We start from the raw sequence: 22,115 nt of genomic DNA, 5'->3' as shown, positions 1-22,115 counted from the left end.
CCAATGGCTTATCGCTCGAAAATTAGCCTTCGCGTCAAGCAAGGCCTCATTTTCGGAACTGCTTTCTTGATGGCTTCAAGCGTGCTTGTGCCATCTCCATCTTATGCCCAAGAAGAGAAAAAAGGTTTCTTCGGCAGGTTGTTTGATGGTGATGAGCGCAAGCGACGTAAGGCTGAGCGCAGGGCTGCGAAACAGGTAACTGGGGGCTTGAAGGATTCTGATACGGTGGATGTGACACCAGGTGCAGTTCCAGATGTGCCAATCGATCCAAGCCGACGTGTGATACCAGGTGGAAATTTGGGTGGTACGCCAAATGTCAGTCAAGCTGATGTTCCAAATGCTATTCCTGATGCTATTCCAGATGCAAACTTAGCGGCATCCCCTGATCCGGGGTTGGATATTTCACCTGATGCAAGCCGGACAGAACTCATTCAGGAGTTGAAGGACGCCAAACAAGAACTCACAAAGCGCAACTTCAATAACGAAAAAGAGTTGGCGGAAGCTAAAGCAGAATTGGCACGCCGTCAGAGCACGGGTCAAATTACACCGGAACAGGTCAAGCTAACACCGGCTCGGATTCGCGACCAGCAATTGAACGAACTTGAAAAGCTGAAAGCAGAACTTGCCCGCAGAAGGCTTACAAATACCACCAAAGCAGAACGGATCGGCCGAGCTTTGACTGACAATGAACTGGCTTACCGCTATGTTGATCAGTGCATTACTCGACCGTCGGGTGACTTCACTAACTTGTTTAATGGCCAAGCCGATCTTGAGCTCATCGTATCAGAGAAGAAAACGCAGGTCTTCCGCAACGCTGATAGAACTCTTTTGCTTCAAACTTCAACTGATGCATGTGATGTAAGCTTCAATGGTAGCGACGTTGCTGATTACGCGGCTGGGCTGGTTCACATTCTCGAAACTCAAGGTGGGCTTGTTGAAACCAAGAAACTTGCAGGCCTCACCATCATAAACACTGTGCACCCTCGTGGTAATTTTCGTCTTGCGACAGGAAGAAAAATTATCGGTAGCGCAGACACTAATCTCTACACCTCCATTATAGCGCTTCGATAGCGCGGACTTAAGGAACTCATTTATGTCAATTCTAATCAACAAAGACACCAAAGTTATCTGTCAGGGCATGACCGGCAAAACCGGATCTTTCCACACAGATGCAGCGCTTGCTTACGGCACGCAAATGGTTGGTGGTGTAACCCCTGGTAAAGGCGGTCAAGAATGGGAAGGCGCTAACGGTAAGCTGCCGATTTTCAATTCTGTTGCTGAAGCCCGTGAACAAACAGGCGCTGATGCTTCTGTGATTTACGTGCCACCAAAATTTACAGCCGCCTCTATTCTTGAAGCGATTGAAGCAGAAATTCCACTGATCGTTTGTATCACTGAAGGCGTTCCTGTTCTCGACATGGTTGCAGTGAAAGAGAAGCTTGATAAATCATCGTCACGTTTGATCGGTCCAAACTGCCCAGGTGTTTTGACACCAGAAGAATGCAAGATCGGCATTATGCCAGGTAACATCTTCAAAAAAGGCAATGTTGGCATCGTTTCACGTTCTGGCACACTGACTTATGAAGCCGTGTTCCAAACAACCAATGCAGGCCTTGGTCAAACAACGGCTGTTGGTATTGGTGGTGATCCGGTTAAAGGCACTGAGTTTATCGACATGCTAGAAATGTTCCTTGCAGATGATGCAACTGAGAGCATTATCATGATTGGTGAGATTGGTGGTTCTGCTGAAGAAGAAGCAGCGCAATTCTTGGCTGACGAAGCTAAGAAAGGCCGCAAGAAACCAACCGTTGGCTTTATCGCTGGCCGCACGGCGCCTCCAGGCCGCACAATGGGCCACGCTGGTGCTGTTATTTCTGGCGGCAAAGGCGGCGCAGAAGACAAAATCGAAGCAATGGAAGCAGCAGGTATTCGCGTTTCGCCGTCTCCGGCAAAACTTGGCGTGACACTTGTTGATCTATTGAAGGGCTAATATTAGCCAAATGTTCATGAGAACTGGTTTAGTTCTCAACTGATTGAGAAAAAGTGAAGGGTTTATTAAGCATAAACCCTCCACTCTCTGATTTAAGGACGGGTTGATGCGGCCTGACAATGTGATGGCTGCCCTCATGGTGAGGCCCGGGGTTATGGAGAGCACGGTTTTTTAACCGTGATAAATAAATGGCACGCGAAGATGCGAACCAGATGTTTGCCGATACATCGTTTTTGTATGGCGCAAATGCAGCTTATATCGAAGAGCTTTACGCACAATATAAAGAAAACCCGCAATCAGTGACCGCTGAATGGCAGCAATTTTTTGCTGGCGAAAGCGATGATGCGGCGGACGTCATCAAAAATGCCAAAGGTGCTTCTTGGAAGCGCGATAATTGGCCAATCCCTGAAAATGGCGAACTTGTTTCGGCCATGGATGGCGATTGGGGGCCTGTTGGCGATGAGCCGCTTGATAGTAAAGCGCTTGGAAAGAAAATTGCTGCCAAAGGCGCAGCTCTTTCAGATGCAGACGTTCAAAAGGCGACACAAGATTCTATCCGCGCGATCATGATGATCCGCGCTTATCGTGCCCGTGGTCATTTGCATGCTAAACTCGACCCACTCGGGATTGCTGGTAATAAAGAAGACTTTAACGAGCTTGATCCGACAAACTATGGTTTTGTCGAGGAAGATTATGATCGACCAATCTTCATTGATAATTATCTAGGTATCGAATCGACAACCATCAGAGAGATGGTCGCGATCCTTCAACGAACCTATTGTTCAACGCTTGGCGTTGAATTTATGCATATTTCTGATCCAATCGCTAAAAGTTGGATACAGCAGCGCATAGAAGGGCCAGACAAAGAGATTGCCTTTACCGAAAACGGTAAGAAGGCGATTTTCAACAAATTGGTTGAAGCTGAAGGTTTCGAAAAATTCATTGATATTCGCTACACGGGTACCAAACGTTTTGGTCTTGATGGTGGTGAATCATTGGTTCCAGCTCTTGAGCAAATCATCAAACGCGGTGGTCAGCTTGGTGTTGAAGAAATTGTTTTCGGCATGGCACACCGTGGCCGCTTGAACATTCTGTCCCAAGTAATGGGCAAACCTCACGAAGCTATTTTCCATGAATTCAAAGGCGGTTCTTATGCGCCAGATGATGTGGAAGGTTCAGGTGATGTTAAATACCACCTCGGCGTTTCTTCTGACCGTGAATTTGACGGCAACAATGTACACCTTTCATTGATGCCAAACCCGTCGCACCTTGAGATCGTGAACCCAGTGGTATTGGGTAAAGCGCGTGCGAAACAAGACCAAACCAATGAACCTAATGAGCGCGGTTCTCGTGACCGCAGCAATGTTTTGCCATTGTTGTTGCACGGTGATGCAGCCTTTGCTGGTCAAGGGGTGGTTGCGGAGTGTTTTGGTCTTTCAGGCCTTAAAGGACACCGTACGGGCGGTTCGATCCATTTCGTGATCAACAACCAGATCGGTTTCACAACCAATCCGAATTGGTCGCGTTCTTCGCCTTATCCAACCGATGTTGCAAAACTCATTGAAGCACCGATTTTCCATGTGAACGGTGATGACCCTGAGGCCGTTGTTTATGCGGCAAAAGTGGCGATTGAATTCCGTCAACAATTTGGTCGCCCTGTCGTCATCGACATGTTCTGCTACCGTCGCTTTGGCCACAATGAGGGTGATGAACCGTCATTTACGCAGCCAAAAATGTACAAGAAAATCCGCTCACACCGAACCACTTTGGAGCTTTATGCTGACAAGTTGATTTCAGAAGGTGTGTTGACGCAAGAAGCCATCGACAAAGCAAAAGGCGACTGGCGCACAAAGCTAGATGCTGATTATGAGGCGGGCCAAGCCTATAAGCCTAATAAAGCAGACTGGCTTGATGGCGAATGGTCTGGCCTTAAAACAGCGGATCGTGAAGACGATGCGCGACGCGGTGAAACGGGTGTTGAATTAGATGAGTTGAAACGGATTGGTGAAGCTATCACCAAAATACCGGACGACTTCAATGCGCATAAAACCATAAAACGGTTTATGAAAAACCGTGCGAAGATGTTTGAGACAGGTAAGGGATTTGACTGGGCAACCGGTGAAGCACTAGCCTTTGGTACGCTTTGCATGGATGGCCACCTTGTTCGCTTATCTGGCCAAGATTGTGAACGCGGTACGTTCTCGCAACGCCATACAGTGCTTTATGATCAAGATACGGAAGGGCGCTACATTCCGCTCAACAATATTGATGATAATCAAGCCGAATATGACGTGATTAACTCGATGTTGTCTGAAGAAGCAGTGCTGGGTTATGAGTATGGTTATTCCATGCAAGAACCGAACGGCTTGATCTTGTGGGAAGCGCAGTTTGGTGATTTCGCCAATGGGGCGCAGGTTCTCTTCGACCAGTTTATCTCATCTGCTGAACGCAAATGGTTGCGGATGTCTGGTTTGGTTTGCCTTCTCCCACACGGGTATGAAGGCCAAGGTCCAGAGCACTCATCAGCGCGCCTCGAGCGTTTCTTGCAAATGTGTGCGGAAGACAACATGCAAGTTGCCAACTGTACGACGCCTGCAAACTATTTCCACATTTTGCGCCGTCAACTTCGTCGCGATTTCAGAAAACCGCTCATCTTGATGACGCCGAAGTCTTTGCTTCGTCACAAAATGTGTACATCAACGATTGAAGAATTCTCTGCGGATTCATCTTTCCACCGTGTGCTTTGGGATGATGCGCAGCTGGACCATACTGAAGAAAAACTGGTTGCGGACAAAGACATTCGCAAAGTGGTTTTATGTTCAGGTAAGGTTTATTTTGATCTTTATGAAGGCCGCAAAAAACGTGGTCTTGATGATATCTACATCATGCGTCTTGAACAGCTTTACCCATTCCCAGCAAAGGCAGCGATCACGGAGCTTACACGCTTTAAGAATGCTGAAATTGTTTGGTGTCAGGAAGAACCGAAGAACATGGGTAGCTGGACATTTGTTGAACCGTATTTGGAATGGGCGCTCAATCATGTGGGCTCAACTCATGCACGGCCTGTTTATGCAGGGCGTCCAGCTTCAGCTGCGACGGCAACTGGATTGATGTCAGCACACCTTGCGCAGCTTGAAGCCTTTATTGATGACGCTTTTGCGTGATCAAGGCGTTGAGCTGTTTAGAATGACAATGGAAGTGAACTGAACAATGTCAAATGAAATCCGAGTGCCGACGCTCGGTGAGTCCGTAAGTGAAGCAACGATCGGGCAATGGCACAAAAAAGTTGGTGATGCGGTCCGAAAGGATGAGCCAATTGTAGAGCTGGAAACAGACAAGGTAACTCTTGATGTGCCAGCTTCTGCAACGGGCGTGTTAGCAGAAACCATAATTATGGAGGGCGAAACGGTTGCCGTTGGTGCCCTTCTTGGAACAATTGCAGAGGGTGAGGCAAGCGGCGCATCACCTGAAACGGCTGCTCAACCAGTAGTGGCCGCAGTCGAAACAAATGAAAGCTCCAAAGGGGGATCTATGATTGAAGTGGTTGCGCCAAGTGCTGGCGAATCTGTCACAGAGGCTGATATCGGTTCTTTGTACGTAAAAGTGGGTGATGTCGTGAACGCAGATGATGCGTTGTTCGAACTTGAAACAGACAAAGCAGCTCTTGAAGTTGTCTCTCCTGTTTCTGGCAAGATAGCCCAAATTCTCCATGAAGAAGGTGCGACTATTGCGCCAGGCGATGTGGTTCTTCTGATCGAAGAAGGGGCTGCTGGCGATGCGCCTGCTGCACCTGCTGCAAGCGCGCCAGCTCCTGCTGCCGCTGCTCCTGCCCCAGTTGCTGCGGGTACAGATATGCCGCCGGCACCTTCTGCTGCAAAGATGATGGCTGAAAACAATGTTGATGCTGGTTCTGTTGCAGGTTCCGGCAAACGCGGTCAGGTTCTTAAAGGCGACGTGATGGATGCGATGGCATCTGGCGCTTCTTCGTCTGCTCCTGCGGCTGCTGCTGCACCGCGCGGTCCTGTTTCTGCTGATGACGAAGTACGTGAAGAACGCGTGAAAATGACACGTCTTCGCCAGACAATTGCTCGTCGTTTGAAAGACGCACAAAACTCCGCTGCCATGCTCACCACTTACAACGAAGTGGACATGAAGCCTGTGATGGATCTTCGCAAACAGTACAAAGACCTGTTTGAGAAAAAGCACGGCGTGAAGCTTGGCTTTATGGGTTTCTTCGCAAAAGCTGTTTGTCATGCGTTGAAAGAAATTCCAGCAGTGAATGCTGAGATTGACGGCAAAGACATCGTCTACAAAAACTTTGCTCACATCGGTGTTGCTGTTGGCACACCGAAGGGTCTTGTTGTGCCAGTGGTGCGCGATGCTGACGAAATGTCGATTGCTGAGATCGAAAAAGAAATCGGTCGCCTCGGTGCTGCCGGTCGTGATGGCAAGCTTGGTATGGATGACATGCAGGGCGGTACATTCACCATTTCAAATGGTGGTGTTTATGGCTCACTCATGTCTTCGCCGATCTTGAACGCACCGCAGTCTGGTATTTTGGGCATGCACAAAATTCAAGAACGTCCGGTTGTTGTTGGTGGCGAGATTGTTATTCGCCCAATGATGTATCTAGCGCTTTCATACGATCACCGCATCGTAGACGGCAAAGAGGCGGTTACTTTCCTCGTGCGCGTTAAAGAGAGCCTTGAAGACCCACAACGCCTCGTTCTTGATCTCTAAAGGATACCAAACATGTATGATCTTGTCGTAATTGGTACAGGCCCGGGTGGTTATGTTTGTGCGATTAAAGCAGCGCAACTTGGACTAAAAGTTGCCGTTGTTGAAAAGCGTGAAACCTTTGGCGGTACCTGCCTCAATGTTGGCTGTATCCCTTCTAAAGCGCTTTTGCATGCTTCTGAAATGTTTTCAGAAGCGGGCCAAAACTTTGAAAGCCTCGGCATTAAAGTTGGCAAGCCTGAACTCGATCTCAAGCAGATGATGGCGCATAAAGATGGCGTTGTTGATGCCAATGTTTCAGGCGTTGCTTATCTGTTTAAGAAGAACAACATCGATACTTATATCGGTTGGGGTTCTATTGAAGCTGCAGGCAAGGTGAAAGTATCATCTGATAGCGGCGTGACACAGATTGTCGAAACAAAGAACATTGTGATTGCGACAGGTTCTGATGTGGCTGGTATTCCAGGTCTTGATATCGATGTGGATGAGAAAACCATCGTTTCATCAACGGGCGCTTTGGTGCTTGAGAAGGTGCCTGCGAAAGTTGTCGTTGTTGGCGGCGGTGTGATTGGCCTTGAGCTTGGTTCTGTATGGGCTCGTCTTGGTGCTGAAGTAACCGTGGTTGAGTACATGGGCAAAATTCTTGGCCCAATGGACAGCGAAGTCTCTAAGAAGTTCTTGTCCATGCTGAAGAAGCAGGGCCTTTCTTTCCAACTGTCAGCCAAAGTGACAGACGTTCAAAAGAACGACAACGGTGCAACGGTTACTTATGAACCGGTTGCTGGTGGCGATGCTGTGAACTTGGACGCTGACATCGTGCTGATCTCTACTGGTCGCGTGCCTTACACCGATGGACTTGGTCTTGAAGCTGCAGGTATTGCAACTGAACGTGGCCGCGTTGTTATCGACCATGGTTATAAAACCAACGTTGATGGCATCTACGCAATTGGTGATGTTGTCGCTGGCCCAATGCTTGCGCATAAAGCGGAAGACGAAGGTATGGCGGTTGCTGAAATTCTTTCAGGCCAACATGGTCATGTGAATTATGATGTGATCCCAAGTGTTGTCTACACCATGCCAGAAGTGGCCTCCGTTGGTAAAACTGAGGACGAGCTAAAAGCAGAAGGTGTTGCTTATAACAAAGGCAACTTCCCGTTCACTGCCAATGGCCGCGCGCGCGCAATGCATGCGACAGATGGTTTTGTGAAAATTCTGGCAGACAAAGCCACAGACCGTGTTCTTGGTGTTCACATCGTTGGCCTTGGCGCTGGCGAAATGATCCACGAAGCAGCCGTACTGATGGAATTTGGCGGAAGCTCAGAAGATTTGGGTCGTACATGCCACGCTCACCCAACAATGTCAGAAGCTGTGCGTGAAGCAGCCTTGGCAACATTCGCAAAGCCGATCCATATCTAGATTTGGTTTTGTATGTTCGAGATTTAAAAAGGCCGCTCATCGAGCGGCCTTTTTATTTGAACTCAAGACCGCGCAAAGCGCAGCAAGATCGCGCCGAGCATTGTTGCGAAGGTTGAAAAGACTTTGATCAGGTTTAGTCGTTCTTTCAGGAAAAATACGCCGATTAGTAGGGCGAAGATAATACTGGTTTCGCGAAGTGCTGTTACCAAGGCGATCGGAGCTTGTGTGAAAGCCCATGTGACAATGGCGTAAGCGATGAACGATCCGCCTCCGCCCAGCACCATGATGCGCATGCCTTTGGTTGGTATTGCTCGCAATGTTTCAGGTGATTTAAGGCGAAGATAGGCAATCATCGCCATTCCGTTCGCAACTGAGAGCCAGCTGTAATAACCAAGTGCGGTTCCAGCTAACCGTGCGCCGAGGCCATCAACCAGTGAATAGGACGCGATGAATAATCCCGTCACCAACGCCAGCATGGCTGCGTGTTTATTGCGCCGGCCGTCAGAGTGGCGGACCAAAGCCAAGCTAATAATACCCGTGCCAATTATCGTGATTGCAAGAATCTCTAAGCCCTCAAGGTGAACCTCAAGCAACAAGACAGACACCAAGGCAACAACGAGGGGCGCGGAGCCTCTGGCGATGGGATAGACTTGGGTGAGGTCGCCGGTTTGATAGGACTTTAGCAAAAACATCTGGTAGCCAAAATGAAGCACGATGCCCGCGGCTATATAAGGCAAGCTTTCCATTGTTGGCAGAGGGACGAAAGGAATGAGCACTAAAGCAATTGGCAAATGGCCGATGATGACGGCACCCATGCTGAGCGTTTTATCCGCCCCACTTTTAACCAGCGCATTCCAGCAGGCATGAAGGAGGGCGGCACCTATAACGGCCACAAAGACAATGCCGCTCATTGAGAGCGCTCGGTCACAGATCTTGAAATTTCATTGGCATTGGACGTGTTTTCATCCAAGAGGCCTGACGTTACGCCGGCTTTATCCGCATCACTTTTATTCTGGCTTACTTTCCATGTGCCCTCGATGCTGGTCACTTGGATTTCAAACCCAACAAGCCCGCGCAATTGTCGTTTTACAAAATCTTCCGGCGCGTCTGATACAGCCCATGGGTTTTGGCGATGGCCTTCGTGCTGTTGGGTAAGGTCATGCAGATGGCGCAATAACCAGTTCTCCTCACGGATGAAGGTAAGGGCACCACGGGCATGAACCACGGTATAGTTCCATGTCGGCACCACTTTGCCATGCTCTTGTTTTGAGGCGTACCATGAGGGGGTGATGTAGGTTTGCGGACCTTGAAAAACACCCAGCACATCGAGTGCCCCTTCGGTCTTTGTGAAAAGCGGATTGCCTGCCGCGATATGTCCGCGCAAGATACCAAACTCACCTTCTTCATCATGCAAAACCAACGGAACATGATCTGCCGTCAATTCCCCTGTTGCCGAGGAAATAAGCGTCGCGAACGGATGAGTGCGCATAAGACCATGCATCACATCAAGGCGGTCTTCTTGGAATATGGCAGGTTGAAACATAGGTACCGTGGTTTGGTTGTAGGTATAAGCCTCTAGTAACAGAACCTCTCCCCCTACGGCATCAGCTCCGCATCCCAATAGAGATAATCCATCCAGCTTTCATGCAGATGATTAGGTGGGAAGAGGCGGCCATTGTTGTGGAGTTCGAACACGGTCGGTTGGAACGGGTCTTGATAAGGGTGCATGCCGATTTGGGCACAGGATTTATTGGCCTTGCGCAAATTGCATGGGCTGCACGCTGTGATCACATTTTCCCAAGTTGTTTGCCCGCCTTTGGAGCGAGGGATTAAGTGGTCAAAGGTGAGATCCTTTTTCGAGCCGCAATATTGGCAAGAGAATTGATCGCGCAAGAAGACGTTAAATCGAGTGAACGCTGGATAGCGTGCGGGTTTGACGTAGTTCTTAAGCGAGACCACGCTTGGAATTTTAAACTCTGTTGAGGGGCTTCTAACAGCGTGGTCGTATTCTGAGACGGTATTTACCCGATCAAGGAACACGGCTTTTACAGCATCTTGCCAAGACCAGAGCGAGAGGGGGTAGTAACTCAACGGGCGATAATCCGCGTTGAGAACGAGGGTAGGGTGGGCTTCCGGTGAAACGTGAATAGTCACTTCATTCTCCAGCACTTGTCCGTACACCTAAGACTATAGGGACTAATATGGAGATGTGAAGCCTTTTGCGTCAAGCGATCCACAAATGGATAGATTGGCGCAATGCTTGAGAATTAATTCGTGCGTTACAATGTGCGGCGCAAGAAGTTTGCAGCAAGCATCAAGCCCATCTGTTCAATGCCGTGGCCAAGCCCTGCAACAATGTGCCATTCCGCGTCTATATCAACACCACGCAGCGCTTTGGTTGCACGAGGCACCGCTTCTACTGGGATAACTGGATCTTCTTCGCCGTGTACGATCAGAACAGGTGGTTTTGATTGAATGTCATCATTCAAACGTTCGTCACCTGTAAGCACGCCAGAAAAGGCGATAATGCCAGCCAATTGCTTTTTGCGGCGTAGGCCGACGTGGAACGACATCATGGTGCCTTGTGAAAAGCCAAGCAACACACATTGGCTTTCATCAAGGTTGAGGCGTTCAAGTTCTTTGTCGATATAATCATTGAGCACGTCTTGTGAATGGTTCACGCCGTTCCAATATTCTTCTTCGCTGCGAAACCCACCTGGATTGTGAGTGAGTGGAAACCATTGTTTGCCCCCCGGTGACATTGCACAATCTTCCGGTGCGTGTGGAGATGAGAAGGCAGTGTCTGGGAAGTGCGGGGCAAGCTGTTTGCCAATGTCGATCAAATCATCGCCGTTCGCGCCATAACCGTGGATGAGAATGACAAGGCTTTTAGCTGTGCCAGATTGAGCTTCGACATGAGGGCCGGTGAGGGGAGCATGAGACATGATTGATCCTAAACTGGAAGCGCGTCGCGCTTTTTATATGTTGCGTAATAAGCCCAGAAGAGGCGGGCTGCAACCCCACGCCAAGGCGACCACTGTTCTGCGATGGAAGTAAGCACGTCACCTTTGGGGCGCTCATCTAACTTGAAGGCTTGCTGCACGCCATGTTGAAGGGCGACATCGCCGACGGGAAAAATGTCTGGATGACCAAGACAAAACAAGGCGAAAACTTCTGCCGTCCAAGGGCCAACACCATGAATAGAGGTGAGACGGTCATTGACCATATTTAGCTGCTTACCCATGAGGGAAGGGCAATCGAGGTTGTTGTCTAACGCTTCAATGGCGATGGCGCGAAGGGTTTTGATTTTTGGGCGAGAAAGGCCGACGGCTTGCATATCCTCGTCAGATGCTTTTGCAATTTGAGCGGGTGATGCTGGATCAAACACAGCTTCAAACCGCCCCCAAATGGCGGCTGCACTTTGCACGGACACTTGTTGCGAGACGACGATTTTCATTAGGCTGCCGAGCGTTGGTTCGCGCAACCTTAGTGGCACGGGATCGGCGCTTTTAATCACGGGGATTAATCGCGGGTCGAGTACTTTTAGGGCGCTCAAGCCTCTAGCCACATCATCAAGGGTTTTAATGGGTTTCATCTTTCCATTTATAAAGGGAGATGAAAGCTGTGCAATCAATTCCACTTGACGCAGCATCATCAATTGTCGTCAATCGACATATGAACGACAAGCCGACCTTCCGATTTGCCCCCAGTCCCAATGGTGCCTTGCATCTGGGGCACGCTTATTCTGCGATCTTGAATTTTGAACTCGCCAAGCGGGTCGGTGCGGATTTTTTGGTGCGGGTGGAAGATATTGATACCGCACGCTGTACGCCTCAATTGGAAGCGGCGATGTTTGATGATTTGGCGTGGCTGGGCCTTGAATGGGAACAGCCAGTTTTGCGCCAATCAGAGCGGTTTGGGTCTTATCAAGAAGCGCTCGACAGTTTGCGTGATCAAGAGCTGATCTATCCAAGTTTCTTGTCGCGTGGTGAGATCAAACAGCATGTCAAAGAGCACCCCGCTTGGCCGCGTGATCCTGATGGTGCGGCTCTCTATCCAGGCTTGGAACGGGAGTGGAGCGAGGCTGAACGGGCGACTGCGATGAAAAGCGGCAAACCCTATGCGTGGCGGCTTGATATGAAGCAGGCTTTGTCGCTTTACCCTATTGAGGGCGCTGAGGCTTGGGGGGATGTGGTTCTCGGACGCAAGGAAACGCCAACGAGTTATCATTTGAGTGTGGTGATTGACGATGCCGCGCAAGGGGTGACGCATGTAGTGCGGGGGCACGATTTGGAAGCCTCGACGAGCATCCATCTTCTGCTGCAAAAAATGCTGAACCTGCCAAGCCCTGACTATAAACATCATCGACTTATTCTCGATGAGCAAGGTGAGCGATTGTCCAAGTCTGTCAAATCAACCGCGCTCAAAGCCTTGCGTGATGATGGGGCGAGTGTTGCGGATATTCATCGCCTGATCGGATGGAATGATAATGAGGTTGATGCTTATCTCTAACTGCGTTTTGTGCCAACGCTCATATGGCGTTTGGTGCCGAAGCCTTTAACCCGTTCAACGTCAAAACCCGCCTCATCTAACATGCGTCTCACCCAACCTGCTGCTGTGTAGGTTGCGAAGGTTCCCTCTGGCTTTGTTTGCTGCCCGACTGATTGCATCAATTCAGCATTCCAAAGCTCAGGGTTTTTTGCAGGGCTAAAGCCATCGAGGTGCCATGCATCCACAGGCGTTGTGGTTTGCGGCACGGTGTCATTCGCATCACCAATCACCAGCCGAAGCGTGATGTTTTCTTGCGCCATTTCATTGACGCCTGATTGGAGGCTGAGTTGCTCCAAGAAGGGCGTTGCGAGCGCCAGCAGGTCTGGCCATGGTGTGAGGGCGCGAGTCATGTCTTGTTTTGAAAGTGGGTAAAGCTCAAACGATGTGTAAATAAGGCGAGCGTTTTCAGGTGCGTTCTGCTGCCATGTTTGAACTGTCTCAAGAAAATTGAGCGCGGTGCCAAAGCCAAGTTCAGCCACATGGAAGGTCTCACATGCGGCAAAACGATCAGGCAATTGATTGCCTTCAACAAACACATGCCGCGTTTCGGCGCGGCCGTCTTTTTTGGAATAATACGGATCATCAAAGCGCACAGCGACGGGCGTTTCGTTGTCTTCCCAAATGATCGTATCGCTCATGCTCTTTCCTTTATCTTGCAACTGTTCTACTTGCAGCTCATGAAAAGTGAAACTGAAAATTATGATGTACTGATTGTTGGCGGCGGCATTGTCGGCCTGTGGGTGGCAAAGCATGCGATAGATGCTGGCCTCTCCGTTGTTGTGGTGGATAAAGACCGCGTTGGCGCGGGCGCAAGTGGTGGCATTCTTGGTGCGCTTATTCCCCATCTTCCTTCCAATTGGATTGAGAAGAAGCAGTTCCAATTTGAAGCGCTTTATGAGCTACCAAGCGATATTGCAGCTATTGAAGAGGCAACAGGCAAAAAGGCTGGCTATCAACGGGTCGGGCGTCTTATGCCTTTGCGTGAAGAGGGTTTCATCAAGACGACGAAGAAACGAGGCGAAGCAGCACTTACGACATGGCACCAGCGCGAAGAGACATTTGATTTTCTGACAGGCCATGATGATCGTTATGCAGATTGGTTGTCGCCAGATTATGCGCCTTATGGCTATATCCTCGACACTTTTGCGGCCCGTGTTCACCCCCGTGATTATCTGGACGTATTAAAAGCCTATGTCAGTGCGCGTGGCACATTAATTGAGGGCGTTACTTTTTCAGGTTACCGAGATGGCAAAGCGCTCTTAGATGGGCATGCAGATATAGCGGTTGGTCAAGTTGTCTTGTCTCAGGGCTATCAAACCTTCGACTTCCTGCGCGATCAATTTGATCTTGATATTGGCACAGGCATTAAAGGCCAAGCGGTTTCCTTCGCGATTGACCTGCGCGAAGACTTGCCAGTGGTTTTTGATGACGGCGTTTATATCGTGCCCCATGAAGATGGCACTTGTGGTGTTGGTTCTACGGCGGAAAAGGTCTGGAGTGATCCAACTTCTTATAATGACGACGATGACGCCTTTATCGAAAAAGCCTATCAGCTATGCCCGCAATTGCGCGATGCTGAGATCATCGAGCGCTGGGCGTCTGTTCGTCCGAAATGCTATGAGCGGGAGCCGATTATTGGAAAGCTTACTGAGGGCGAGCCGATCTATATTGCAACGGGCGGGTTTAAGGTGAGCTTTGGCATCGCGCACCGCGTCGCGAAGGCTTTGGTTGAAGAAATGACAGGTGGCGAACGCACGGTGCAATTGCCAGAGAGCTTCACCGTTGCTTATCATCTTGATAAGGCGAAAAAGGCTCAAGCGCCCTTTGGGTCATAGCGGGCCACAAACAATCCGCCAACAACCAAAACAAGTGCGAGTGCTGTTGTCCATTCAATCACCTCACCCAAAATGAGCGCACCAGCAATGACGCCGAAAACGGGGATCATGTTGATGCCGATTGAGAAGATGGAATAGCCGATATTCTGGATCAGATAATAGCGTGAGAGAAAACCAAAACCAGTGCCAGCAAGACCAGTAAACATCAGCCACCAAAAAGCAGGTGGGGTGAAATCTGTCGGAAACGGGCCGCTCATTACAAGACTAAGCGGAACGAGGGCCATTGAGCCCAGCCCGAGTGATGTGGCCGCGATCGAGAGCGGCGGCAGTTCGATTTTGCGGATCGTAAAGCCTGCTGTTACATACATGAGAGAGGCCAGCATCAAAGCAAGCTGCGGGAAAAGATTGCCGCGGCCAATGGCGGATAGCGCATCAACACCAACAACAGCAACCACGCCGCCAAATCCCATGCACACAGCAAGGAACTTCATTGGCGTGAGCGGTTCATCCTTGGTGAGAATATGCCCGATGAAAAGCGCCAAGAATGGTCCTGTTCCCATCAAGAGGGCTGCGACACCTGCTTGAAGGGTTAGCTCTGCCCAGCCAATTAAGATGATTGGGAAGACAATGTTCAATATGACGATGACGGCCATATAAAACCATTGTTTCTGGCCTTGTGGTAGTTTTAAGCCGGACCAAAGCGCGAGAGGCAGGACCACAATCAACCCCAAAAGGGCACGGTAGGCAGAAAGCCAGTAAGGCCCCGTTTCTGGCACGGCAATCTTCATGCCGATAAACGCAAGCGCCCATATAATCATGGTGCCGACCATAAGGGTCAGATCAAGCGGCGTGGCTCTGCGAATTGTCACGAGGCAGGCTTTCGGAGTTCGTTTTTAAAGGGCAGAACGGGAAGGGGGTGTGTCCCTAGCTTTCTTCGCCGTAAAAGTCTTTGACTATGTCCCAACCTTCTTGAGCTGTGTCAACCACATGGAAGAGGTTGATATCATCTGGTGAGATGGTGCCTTCTTCTGCCAAAGCATCCAGATTGATGACACGTTCCCAGAAAGCTTTGCCAAATAATAAGACAGGTACTTCTTCCATTCGGCCTGTTTGAATAAGCGTGAGCGTCTCAAACAGTTCATCCATCGTGCCGAAGCCACCGGGGAAAACGGCAACCGCTTTAGCCCGCACTAAAAAGTGCATTTTGCGGATGGCAAAATAATGGAAGTTAAAGCAGAGCTCCGGTGTGATATATTCATTTGGTGCTTGTTCGTGATCTAACACGATATTGAGGCCGATGGATTTTGCGCCCACGTCATCTGCACCGCGATTGCCCGCTTCCATAACGCCAGGTCCACCGCCTGTGACAACGACGTATTCTTTGTTGTCATGTTTGAGTGATGCTTTGGAGGAGAGCTGTGCAAATTCGCGGGCTTCTTGGTAATATTTTGAGTTTGCTTCAAGGTTCTTGCGTGCAATGTCGGTTTTCGCCGCCCACGCTTCGCCGCCCGGTTCTGGAATGCGAGCGCCACCAAAGAGTACGACGGTAGATCGGATACCCTCTTCAATCAGGGTGAGTTCTGGTTTTAGATATTCCAGTTGAAGGCGAATATTGCGGGTATATTCAGAAACGAGAAAGTCATTATCTGCAAAAGCAAGCCGATAGGCGGGCGCTCGGGTCTGGGGCGTGTCGGGGATCGCTTGCGCTTTTTCTAGGTCGTCGGATGAACTTTTAAACTTGCCTACAACCCGTTCAGATTTCTCGCTCATGTCTGTTCCATTCACCGCTGCTGATATTGCTGTTGATAAATAGCTATAGTTGATTCGTCGAAAAGCATTGCGTCTTTGCGGGGTTTGGCATAATTTCCGGTCAACTTCATAACCATTTCAACATGAGTGACCCAATGAGCAACGCTGACCTTCAAGCCACAATCGAAAAAGCCTTCGACGACCGTGATAACATCAACACTGGAACAACTGGTGAGGTGCGCGAGGCCGTGCAAGAAGCATTGAACCTGATGGATAGCGGCGCTGCGCGTGTTGCTGAGAAATCTGGCAATGATTGGGTTGTGAACCAATGGCTTAAAAAAGCAGTGCTTTTGGGTTTCCGCCTTAATGATATGGCGACCATTACTGGCGGGCCGGATGGCGCGACTTGGTGGGATAAAGTGCCGTCTAAATTCAACGGTTGGGGTGAAGCTCAATGGAAAGACGCAGGCTTCCGCGCTGTGCCAAATTGTACAGTTCGCCATTCTGCTTACATCGCACCAGGCGTGGTGTTGATGCCTTCTTTCGTAAACCTTGGTGCTTATGTTGATTCAGGCACAATGGTTGATACATGGGCAACTGTTGGTTCATGTGCGCAGATTGGTAAGAACGTGCACCTTTCTGGCGGCGCTGGCATTGGCGGCGTATTGGAGCCTTTGCAGGCTGGTCCGGTTATCATTGAAGATAATTGCTTCATTGGCGCACGGGCCGAAGTTGCTGAAGGTGTTCGCGTTGGTGAAGGCTCTGTACTTTCAATGGGCGTATACCTTGGCGCTTCGACAAAAATCATCGACCGTGCCACTGGCGAAATTTACATGGGCGAAGTGCCGCCTTATTCTGTTGTGGTTTCTGGCACGCTCCCAGGCAAACCGTTGCCAGACGGCACACCGGGTCCAAACCTTTACTGCGCGGTTATCGTAAAGCGCGTGGATGAGAAAACCCGCTCTAAAACAAGCATCAATGAGCTGCTGCGCGACTAATAGCTAAGCAGGGGCGAGCTGAGGATGAATTCGCGTTTTATCCTTTTGCGCCTTTGTTGTTTTGGCTGCATTTTATAACGTTGAGGCGTTGCGACTGCATCTAAGTTAAGTGCTTATTCCAGCCGCGGCGTCGCTCATTGCGAGCGCTCTTTTCTTTTTACTTATTATCTGTGATTTGTTGTAGGGCACGAATGGGCCAAACCAATTTAGCCCAGATCCCGTTTTAAATTCTGATCAATTGCGAATTATAGTGCTCAACTGGAGGGGCGAAACTTAAGCAAGTTTTCCGTGAAACTTATAGTCTTTCCTCGTGAAACCGATAAAAAATACGATTCAGTTGATAAGCTCGTAAGATAAGCGAAAAACAGCTTGATAAAGCAAATTGTTTCTGTCTAAAGGTACGCAAAATTGGCCGGTGATTAAATTTTAAATGGGCAGGGAACCATGGTTAAGAATCCAAGACCAAACAAGACGCTTGATCGCGATCTTAAAACACGCGTTTCGCTTGAGCAGGCAACGGTAGCAACAAGACAGCAGTTTTTAGCGCCATCCCTCGGATTTGCTTTCATTATCGCCGTTGGCTTTATCGTCAGCATCATTTTGGGACTCCACGCCGATAACTACATCATCATCGCAGCAGCAGCCGTTGGCGCCTACATGGCGTTGAACATTGGCGCGAACGATGTTGCAAACAATGTTGGACCTGCGGTTGGTTCAAATGCGCTCTCGATTGTTGGCGCTCTAATCATCGCCGCAATCTTTGAAAGTGCTGGTGCACTTCTTGCTGGTGGCGATGTTGTTGGAACGATTTCCAAAGGCATTATCTTCCCTTCAGCTGTGGGTGATCCGCATATCTTTGTTTGGGCCATGTTTGCAGCGCTCTTGTCTGCTGCTGTATGGATTAACCTTGCCACTTGGCTTGGAGCTCCTGTTTCTACCACGCACTCAATTGTTGGTGGTGTTATGGGCGCAGGTATTGCGGCTGCAGGCATGACGGCTGTGAACTGGCCGAAAATGGCGCAGATTGCAGCAAGCTGGGTGATCTCGCCTGTGCTTGGTGGTGTCATCGCCGCCATGTTCTTATGGTTCATCAAATCCAAAATTACCGACAGAACAGAAAAAATTGCCGCAGCCCAGCGTTGGGTGCCGGTGCTTATCGCTGTTATGGCGGGTGCATTTTCTGCTTATCTCGCGGTTAAAGGCCTCAAGAAGATCATCAAGATTGACCTTGAGGTGGCGCTGCTCATTGGTGCTGGTTTCTTCGTTGCGACGTATCTGTTTACGCGTCCATTGATCCAACGCCAATCAAGCACGATGCCAAACACAAAAGATTCCGTGCGCAAATTGTTCACGATCCCACTTATTTGTGCTGCTGCTTTGTTATCTTTTGCGCATGGCGCGAATGACGTTGCAAACGCTGTCGGCCCCCTTGCTGCCATCGTGCACACTATTGAAGCGGGCGAAGTTGCTTCTAAAGTGTCTATCCCAATTTGGGTTATGGTTATTGGTGCCTTTGGTATCTCATTCGGTTTGATGCTGTTTGGTCCTAAACTCATCCGCATGGTTGGCGAACAAATCACGAAGCTGAACCCATTGCGCGCTTATTGCGTGGCTTTGTCTGCGGCGATCACTGTGATTGTTGCCTCATGGCTCGGCTTGCCGGTTAGCTCAACCCACATCGCGGTTGGTGCTGTGTTTGGTGTTGGCTTCTTCCGTGAAATTCACTGGCGTGCAACAACAGGCAAACAAGAAGTGCGGGAGGTCATCCAGCACGAAGTTGATAAATCTGGCAGTAAAAAGCGTAAGCACAGAAAACTCGTGCGTCGCTCACACTTCCTCACTATCATCGCCGCATGGCTCATCACAGTGCCAGCCGCTGCGATCATCTCAGCTGTGTTCTTCTTGATTTTATCTAATCTTGGTGGCTAATACCTTTCCCCAGTGAACCTTTGATTTATCTGTTTGGCTCGGGGTATGGTTATGGAGATGATTTACACACTGCTTTCGACTGAAGGTCGTATTGGGCGTCGGCAATTTTGGATGGGAATGTTGGCTTTGTTAGCCGCCTCCCTTTTGATAACATTCCTTACGTTTCTTCTTGTTAATTTGCAGGTCAAATCCATGGCCTTGATTGCATCATGCTTGGTGATGTTTTTGTATTCCAACTATTGCCTTTTCGTGAAACGGTTGCACGATCGCGGCAGGAACGGAAAACTATTCATTATCTATCTTGCCCTTCATTATATACTCGTATTCGTTGTTCCGTCAGAGATATCAGACCCTAATGGCATCGTCGCCCACGGGGGCAACCTGCTGTTTTGGGTTATCCAGTTTGTAAAATTGGCGGTGTCCTTTCTCGCATTATATTTTCTAGTTATCTGCGGCGCCCTTAAAGGCACCGATGGACCAAACCAATATGGGCGAGATCCGTTGGCGTGAATGCGCTTGGGGCGTGAGTTCGCTTAGGGAATAGAGTTAGCTGGCAATATCGGTTTAAGGGGCAAGATTAAATATCTACAGCTCTTAAAATTTCTCAACCCAAGGTCGAACCACAAGCTCATCCGTCCAAGCTGAGCGTTGTTGATTGATCAGGTGAACGTAATTTTTCGCAATCTCGTCAGGGTCTAACATCGAAGCTGGCTTGTCAGCTGGTTCTTCGCGGGTCGCACTTTTTATGGCGCCGTCGATGTTGATCCATGCCACATGCACGCCTTGGGGGTGGAGCTCTCGTGCCATGGATTGGGCGAGACCACGCTGGGCAAATTTGCCCATGGCGAAGGTTGCGGATTGTGGGAAGCCTTTTACGCCTGCTGATGCGCCAGTGAATAAAATCGTGCCGCGCTTACCGTCGTCCATTTCTTGTTCAAGCATGCGCTCTGCTGCTGCTTGCCCTACCAAGAAAGAACCGAAGGCTGTGATTTCAAGTGATGCTTTTACCTCGGCAGGATCAACTTCCGTAAGCGGTCCCCGCACGCGCCGTGCAGGGTTGGCGATGACGACTTCCAGCCGCCCTTCGATTGCATCAAAAAGGGCTGTGACATCTTCAGCTTTCACAATGTCGCAAACATGGGCTTCGGCTTTGGTTTCTGCAATCAGCCCTGCAATCTTCTCGATGTTGCGGGCGGCAAGGATGATTTTATAGCCTTGGGCTTTAAGGGCACGGGCGAGGGAGGCGGAGACGCCGTCACCAACGCCAACTATGAGAGCGCGAGGTTTTGCCATTTATCTATCCATTAGTTCGTTTCAAGAGGTCTGATAGAAGTCATAACGGGTTGGCTCCATGATTTATAGCCCTCCAACTTCACTTCGACTTCATACTCATAAATCGGGGTTGAGGCTTTCGGTTCTTGAAACACAGCGGTGAAAATGACCGTGAAAGGCTTGGTTGATTGCTTGTGTTCGGTAGGGCCAATTAGAGGGGCTTCGGTGGTGGATAAGACATAGCCGCCGAGATCAACGTCCGGATTGTCCTCATAAAGCTTATTGTAAAGCGCTTCGCCAATCTTCGGCAGAACTTCGCCTTCAAAGGTGAGTGCGTCTTCGCCAGCCCATTGGTACATCTCAAGGCTTTGGGTGTTCCATTTTCCATTGACCCCCACCATGAAGCCGCCGCCAGTATTCGGTTTATTGCCCATCCAGCTTGCAAAAACAGATTGATGATTGGCGAGTTGTGTTTTGCTGACCCATTCGACCTTTGCTTTTAGAGGTTGGATGGCTTTGCCATTTGATAAACGCACGAGATAGAGCTCTGCAAAAAGCCAATCCTCCCGCTCTGGCGCGCGCCAGCCAACAGCGAATGCGGCGTTGGCGGGTGATTGTGTGCCATCGATGATGTGGAGTGCAAGATCGCCTTCGCCACAACTTAAACTTCCGTCAGTTTCAATGCACTCCCCGCCAAGTTCGCTCATTTCTCGCAATGATTCTGCATAAGAAGGGGGTGTTGAGATAATAATGGTAAATAAAAACAGGCTGGAAAAATTAAATTTCATCATAAAAATCCGTAAGTAATCGTAATGAAATCAAGTTTTCCAAACCTGTGCAATTTGGTCAACTACCTATTAACCATGCTGCTTAATCCAAAATTCGCCTTCTTTTGAGAGTTTAGTGCAGAAATCTCGTATATGAGGAAGAACTCAGATGACTAAATTTATGACAACAGCTGCCACTTTGGCGGCTCTTTCGATGGGCCTTGCGGGCTGTTTTACAACGCAAGATGCCTTCACAGGGCAATCCAAAACTTCTAATTTGGTAAAAGGCACTGGTATTGGGGCCGTTGGCGGCGCCTTGGCTGGCGCTGGTATTGGCGCATTAACTGGTGGCGGTAAAGCCGCCCGTAAAGGCGCATTAATTGGCGCTGGCGTTGGTGCTCTAACAGGTGGCGGTGTGGGCCTTTATCTTGATCGCCAAGAAGCAGAGCTTCGCCAGCAACTGCAAGGAACAGGTGTTAGCGTTACGCGTAACGGCGATAACATCACTTTGAACCTGCCAAGCAACGCTACGTTTGCAACGGGTGAATCTCAGGTGTCGCCTCAGTTCCAGCCTGTGTTGAACTCTGTCGGTATTGTGCTCAAGAAATATGACAAAACATTGGTTGATGTGGTTGGCCATACCGATAGCGTTGGTAGTGATGCTGATAACCAAGTGCTGTCACAAAACCGTGCGACGAATGTTGCGCAATATCTTGCAACCACAGGCGTTGATAGCCGTCGTTTCTTGGTGCAAGGCTATGGTGAAGCCCGTCCGGTTGCTTCCAATGACAATGAACAAGGTCGGGCGCTTAACCGTCGCGTAGAAATTCAAATTTCTCCGCTGACAGAGACTTAAGATCCGAACCTTTTA

Annotated in this window: 21 protein-coding genes; 11 read left to right on the top strand and 10 right to left on the bottom strand. The window is 49.5% G+C overall.

Features of this window, described 5'->3' with window-relative positions; genetic code table 11:
* Positions 1-3: 3 nt before the first annotated feature.
* The 5 genes from ABJO30_06200 to lpdA all read left to right on the top strand — a co-directional run bounded on the left by ABJO30_06200 (position 4) and on the right by lpdA (position 8,143).
* Entirely contained in the window at positions 4-1,071 is a 1,068-nt protein-coding gene (locus tag ABJO30_06200; GenBank protein ID MEP3232401.1) for a hypothetical protein, read from the top strand.
* Positions 1,072-1,093: 22 nt separating this feature from the next.
* On the top strand, positions 1,094-1,990 hold the full coding sequence (sucD, locus tag ABJO30_06195) for a succinate--CoA ligase subunit alpha (GenBank protein ID MEP3232400.1): 897 nt from the start codon (positions 1,094-1,096) through the stop codon (positions 1,988-1,990).
* A 188-nt stretch (positions 1,991-2,178) separates the two neighbouring features.
* Positions 2,179-5,154, top strand: a complete 2,976-nt coding sequence (locus ABJO30_06190) for a 2-oxoglutarate dehydrogenase E1 component (GenBank protein ID MEP3232399.1) — start codon at positions 2,179-2,181, stop codon at positions 5,152-5,154.
* Positions 5,155-5,200: 46 nt separating this feature from the next.
* Positions 5,201-6,730 carry a 2-oxoglutarate dehydrogenase complex dihydrolipoyllysine-residue succinyltransferase gene (gene odhB / locus ABJO30_06185; protein ID MEP3232398.1) on the top strand — a complete coding sequence of 510 codons (1,530 nt, stop codon included), beginning with the start codon at positions 5,201-5,203 and terminating at the stop codon, positions 6,728-6,730.
* Between the two features lie 12 nt (positions 6,731-6,742).
* Positions 6,743-8,143 (top strand): dihydrolipoyl dehydrogenase, encoded by a 1,401-nt coding sequence (lpdA, locus tag ABJO30_06180; protein MEP3232397.1) that lies wholly within the window; start codon positions 6,743-6,745, stop codon positions 8,141-8,143.
* Positions 8,144-8,205: 62 nt separating this feature from the next.
* Here the strand turns inward: lpdA and ABJO30_06175 are convergent, their stop codons facing one another.
* The 5 genes from ABJO30_06175 to ABJO30_06155 form a co-directional block, all read right to left on the bottom strand.
* The gene (locus ABJO30_06175; GenBank protein MEP3232396.1) at positions 8,206-9,054 is read right to left on the bottom strand and encodes a DMT family transporter; all 849 of its coding nucleotides are present in this window, start codon (positions 9,052-9,054) and stop codon (positions 8,206-8,208) included.
* A complete protein-coding gene (locus tag ABJO30_06170) occupies positions 9,051-9,686 on the bottom strand; it encodes an FMN-binding negative transcriptional regulator (GenBank protein ID MEP3232395.1) in 636 nt (211 codons plus the stop codon). Before ABJO30_06170 ends, ABJO30_06175 begins: the two co-directional genes overlap by 4 nt.
* A 53-nt stretch (positions 9,687-9,739) precedes the next feature.
* The gene (locus tag ABJO30_06165; protein MEP3232394.1) at positions 9,740-10,297 is read right to left on the bottom strand and encodes an HNH endonuclease; all 558 of its coding nucleotides are present in this window, start codon (positions 10,295-10,297) and stop codon (positions 9,740-9,742) included.
* A 125-nt stretch (positions 10,298-10,422) separates the two neighbouring features.
* Complete coding sequence (locus tag ABJO30_06160; GenBank protein ID MEP3232393.1) at positions 10,423-11,088, bottom strand: dienelactone hydrolase family protein; 666 nt, start codon at positions 11,086-11,088, stop codon at positions 10,423-10,425.
* An 8-nt stretch (positions 11,089-11,096) separates the two neighbouring features.
* The gene (locus ABJO30_06155) at positions 11,097-11,738 is read right to left on the bottom strand and encodes a DNA-3-methyladenine glycosylase 2 family protein (protein ID MEP3232392.1); all 642 of its coding nucleotides are present in this window, start codon (positions 11,736-11,738) and stop codon (positions 11,097-11,099) included.
* Positions 11,739-11,818: 80 nt separating this feature from the next.
* Between ABJO30_06155 and gluQRS the strand changes: the two genes are divergently transcribed.
* Positions 11,819-12,655, top strand: coding sequence for a tRNA glutamyl-Q(34) synthetase GluQRS (gene gluQRS / locus ABJO30_06150; GenBank protein MEP3232391.1), 837 nt, complete (start codon positions 11,819-11,821; stop codon positions 12,653-12,655).
* Here gluQRS and mnmD read toward each other — a convergent pair.
* On the bottom strand, positions 12,652-13,332 hold the full coding sequence (gene mnmD / locus ABJO30_06145; GenBank protein MEP3232390.1) for a tRNA (5-methylaminomethyl-2-thiouridine)(34)-methyltransferase MnmD: 681 nt from the start codon (positions 13,330-13,332) through the stop codon (positions 12,652-12,654). The genes gluQRS and mnmD overlap by 4 nt on opposite strands.
* Before the next feature lie 39 nt (positions 13,333-13,371).
* Here mnmD and ABJO30_06140 point away from each other — a divergent pair, with 39 nt between their 5' ends.
* Entirely contained in the window at positions 13,372-14,529 is a 1,158-nt protein-coding gene (locus ABJO30_06140; protein ID MEP3232389.1) for an FAD-binding oxidoreductase, read from the top strand.
* On the opposite strand, the gene ABJO30_06135 is transcribed toward ABJO30_06140, so the two are convergent.
* On the bottom strand, positions 14,508-15,398 hold the full coding sequence (locus tag ABJO30_06135) for a DMT family transporter (protein MEP3232388.1): 891 nt from the start codon (positions 15,396-15,398) through the stop codon (positions 14,508-14,510). The two genes, ABJO30_06140 and ABJO30_06135, sit on opposite strands and share 22 nt — an antisense overlap.
* A 55-nt stretch (positions 15,399-15,453) precedes the next feature.
* Positions 15,454-16,299 carry a TIGR00730 family Rossman fold protein gene (locus tag ABJO30_06130; GenBank protein ID MEP3232387.1) on the bottom strand — a complete coding sequence of 282 codons (846 nt, stop codon included), beginning with the start codon at positions 16,297-16,299 and terminating at the stop codon, positions 15,454-15,456.
* A gap of 134 nt (positions 16,300-16,433) precedes the next feature.
* Here ABJO30_06130 and dapD point away from each other — a divergent pair, with 134 nt between their 5' ends.
* From dapD to ABJO30_06115, 3 genes are all read left to right on the top strand, one after another.
* The gene (gene dapD / locus ABJO30_06125) at positions 16,434-17,276 is read left to right on the top strand and encodes a 2,3,4,5-tetrahydropyridine-2,6-dicarboxylate N-succinyltransferase (protein ID MEP3232386.1); all 843 of its coding nucleotides are present in this window, start codon (positions 16,434-16,436) and stop codon (positions 17,274-17,276) included.
* A 444-nt stretch (positions 17,277-17,720) separates the two neighbouring features.
* The gene (locus tag ABJO30_06120) at positions 17,721-19,205 is read left to right on the top strand and encodes an inorganic phosphate transporter (protein ID MEP3232385.1); all 1,485 of its coding nucleotides are present in this window, start codon (positions 17,721-17,723) and stop codon (positions 19,203-19,205) included.
* A gap of 51 nt (positions 19,206-19,256) precedes the next feature.
* Positions 19,257-19,715, top strand: a complete 459-nt coding sequence (locus ABJO30_06115) for a DUF805 domain-containing protein (protein ID MEP3232384.1) — start codon at positions 19,257-19,259, stop codon at positions 19,713-19,715.
* 84 nt (positions 19,716-19,799) lie between these two features.
* Here the strand turns inward: ABJO30_06115 and ABJO30_06110 are convergent, their stop codons facing one another.
* Both ABJO30_06110 and ABJO30_06105 read right to left on the bottom strand, forming a co-directional pair.
* Positions 19,800-20,498, bottom strand: coding sequence for an SDR family NAD(P)-dependent oxidoreductase (locus ABJO30_06110; protein MEP3232383.1), 699 nt, complete (start codon positions 20,496-20,498; stop codon positions 19,800-19,802).
* A gap of 11 nt (positions 20,499-20,509) precedes the next feature.
* Complete coding sequence (locus ABJO30_06105; protein MEP3232382.1) at positions 20,510-21,268, bottom strand: hypothetical protein; 759 nt, start codon at positions 21,266-21,268, stop codon at positions 20,510-20,512.
* Positions 21,269-21,425: 157 nt separating this feature from the next.
* Between ABJO30_06105 and ABJO30_06100 the strand changes: the two genes are divergently transcribed.
* Positions 21,426-22,100, top strand: a complete 675-nt coding sequence (locus ABJO30_06100; GenBank protein MEP3232381.1) for an OmpA family protein — start codon at positions 21,426-21,428, stop codon at positions 22,098-22,100.
* The last annotated feature ends 15 nt before the right edge of the window (positions 22,101-22,115 follow it).

It is taken from the genome of Hyphomicrobiales bacterium (assembly GCA_039973685.1).
In the GTDB taxonomy this organism is placed as follows: Bacteria; Pseudomonadota; Alphaproteobacteria; order Rhizobiales; family JACESI01; genus JACESI01.
Note: the sequence above shows the minus strand (reverse complement) of the source record. Positions and strands in the feature narration are given on the sequence as shown.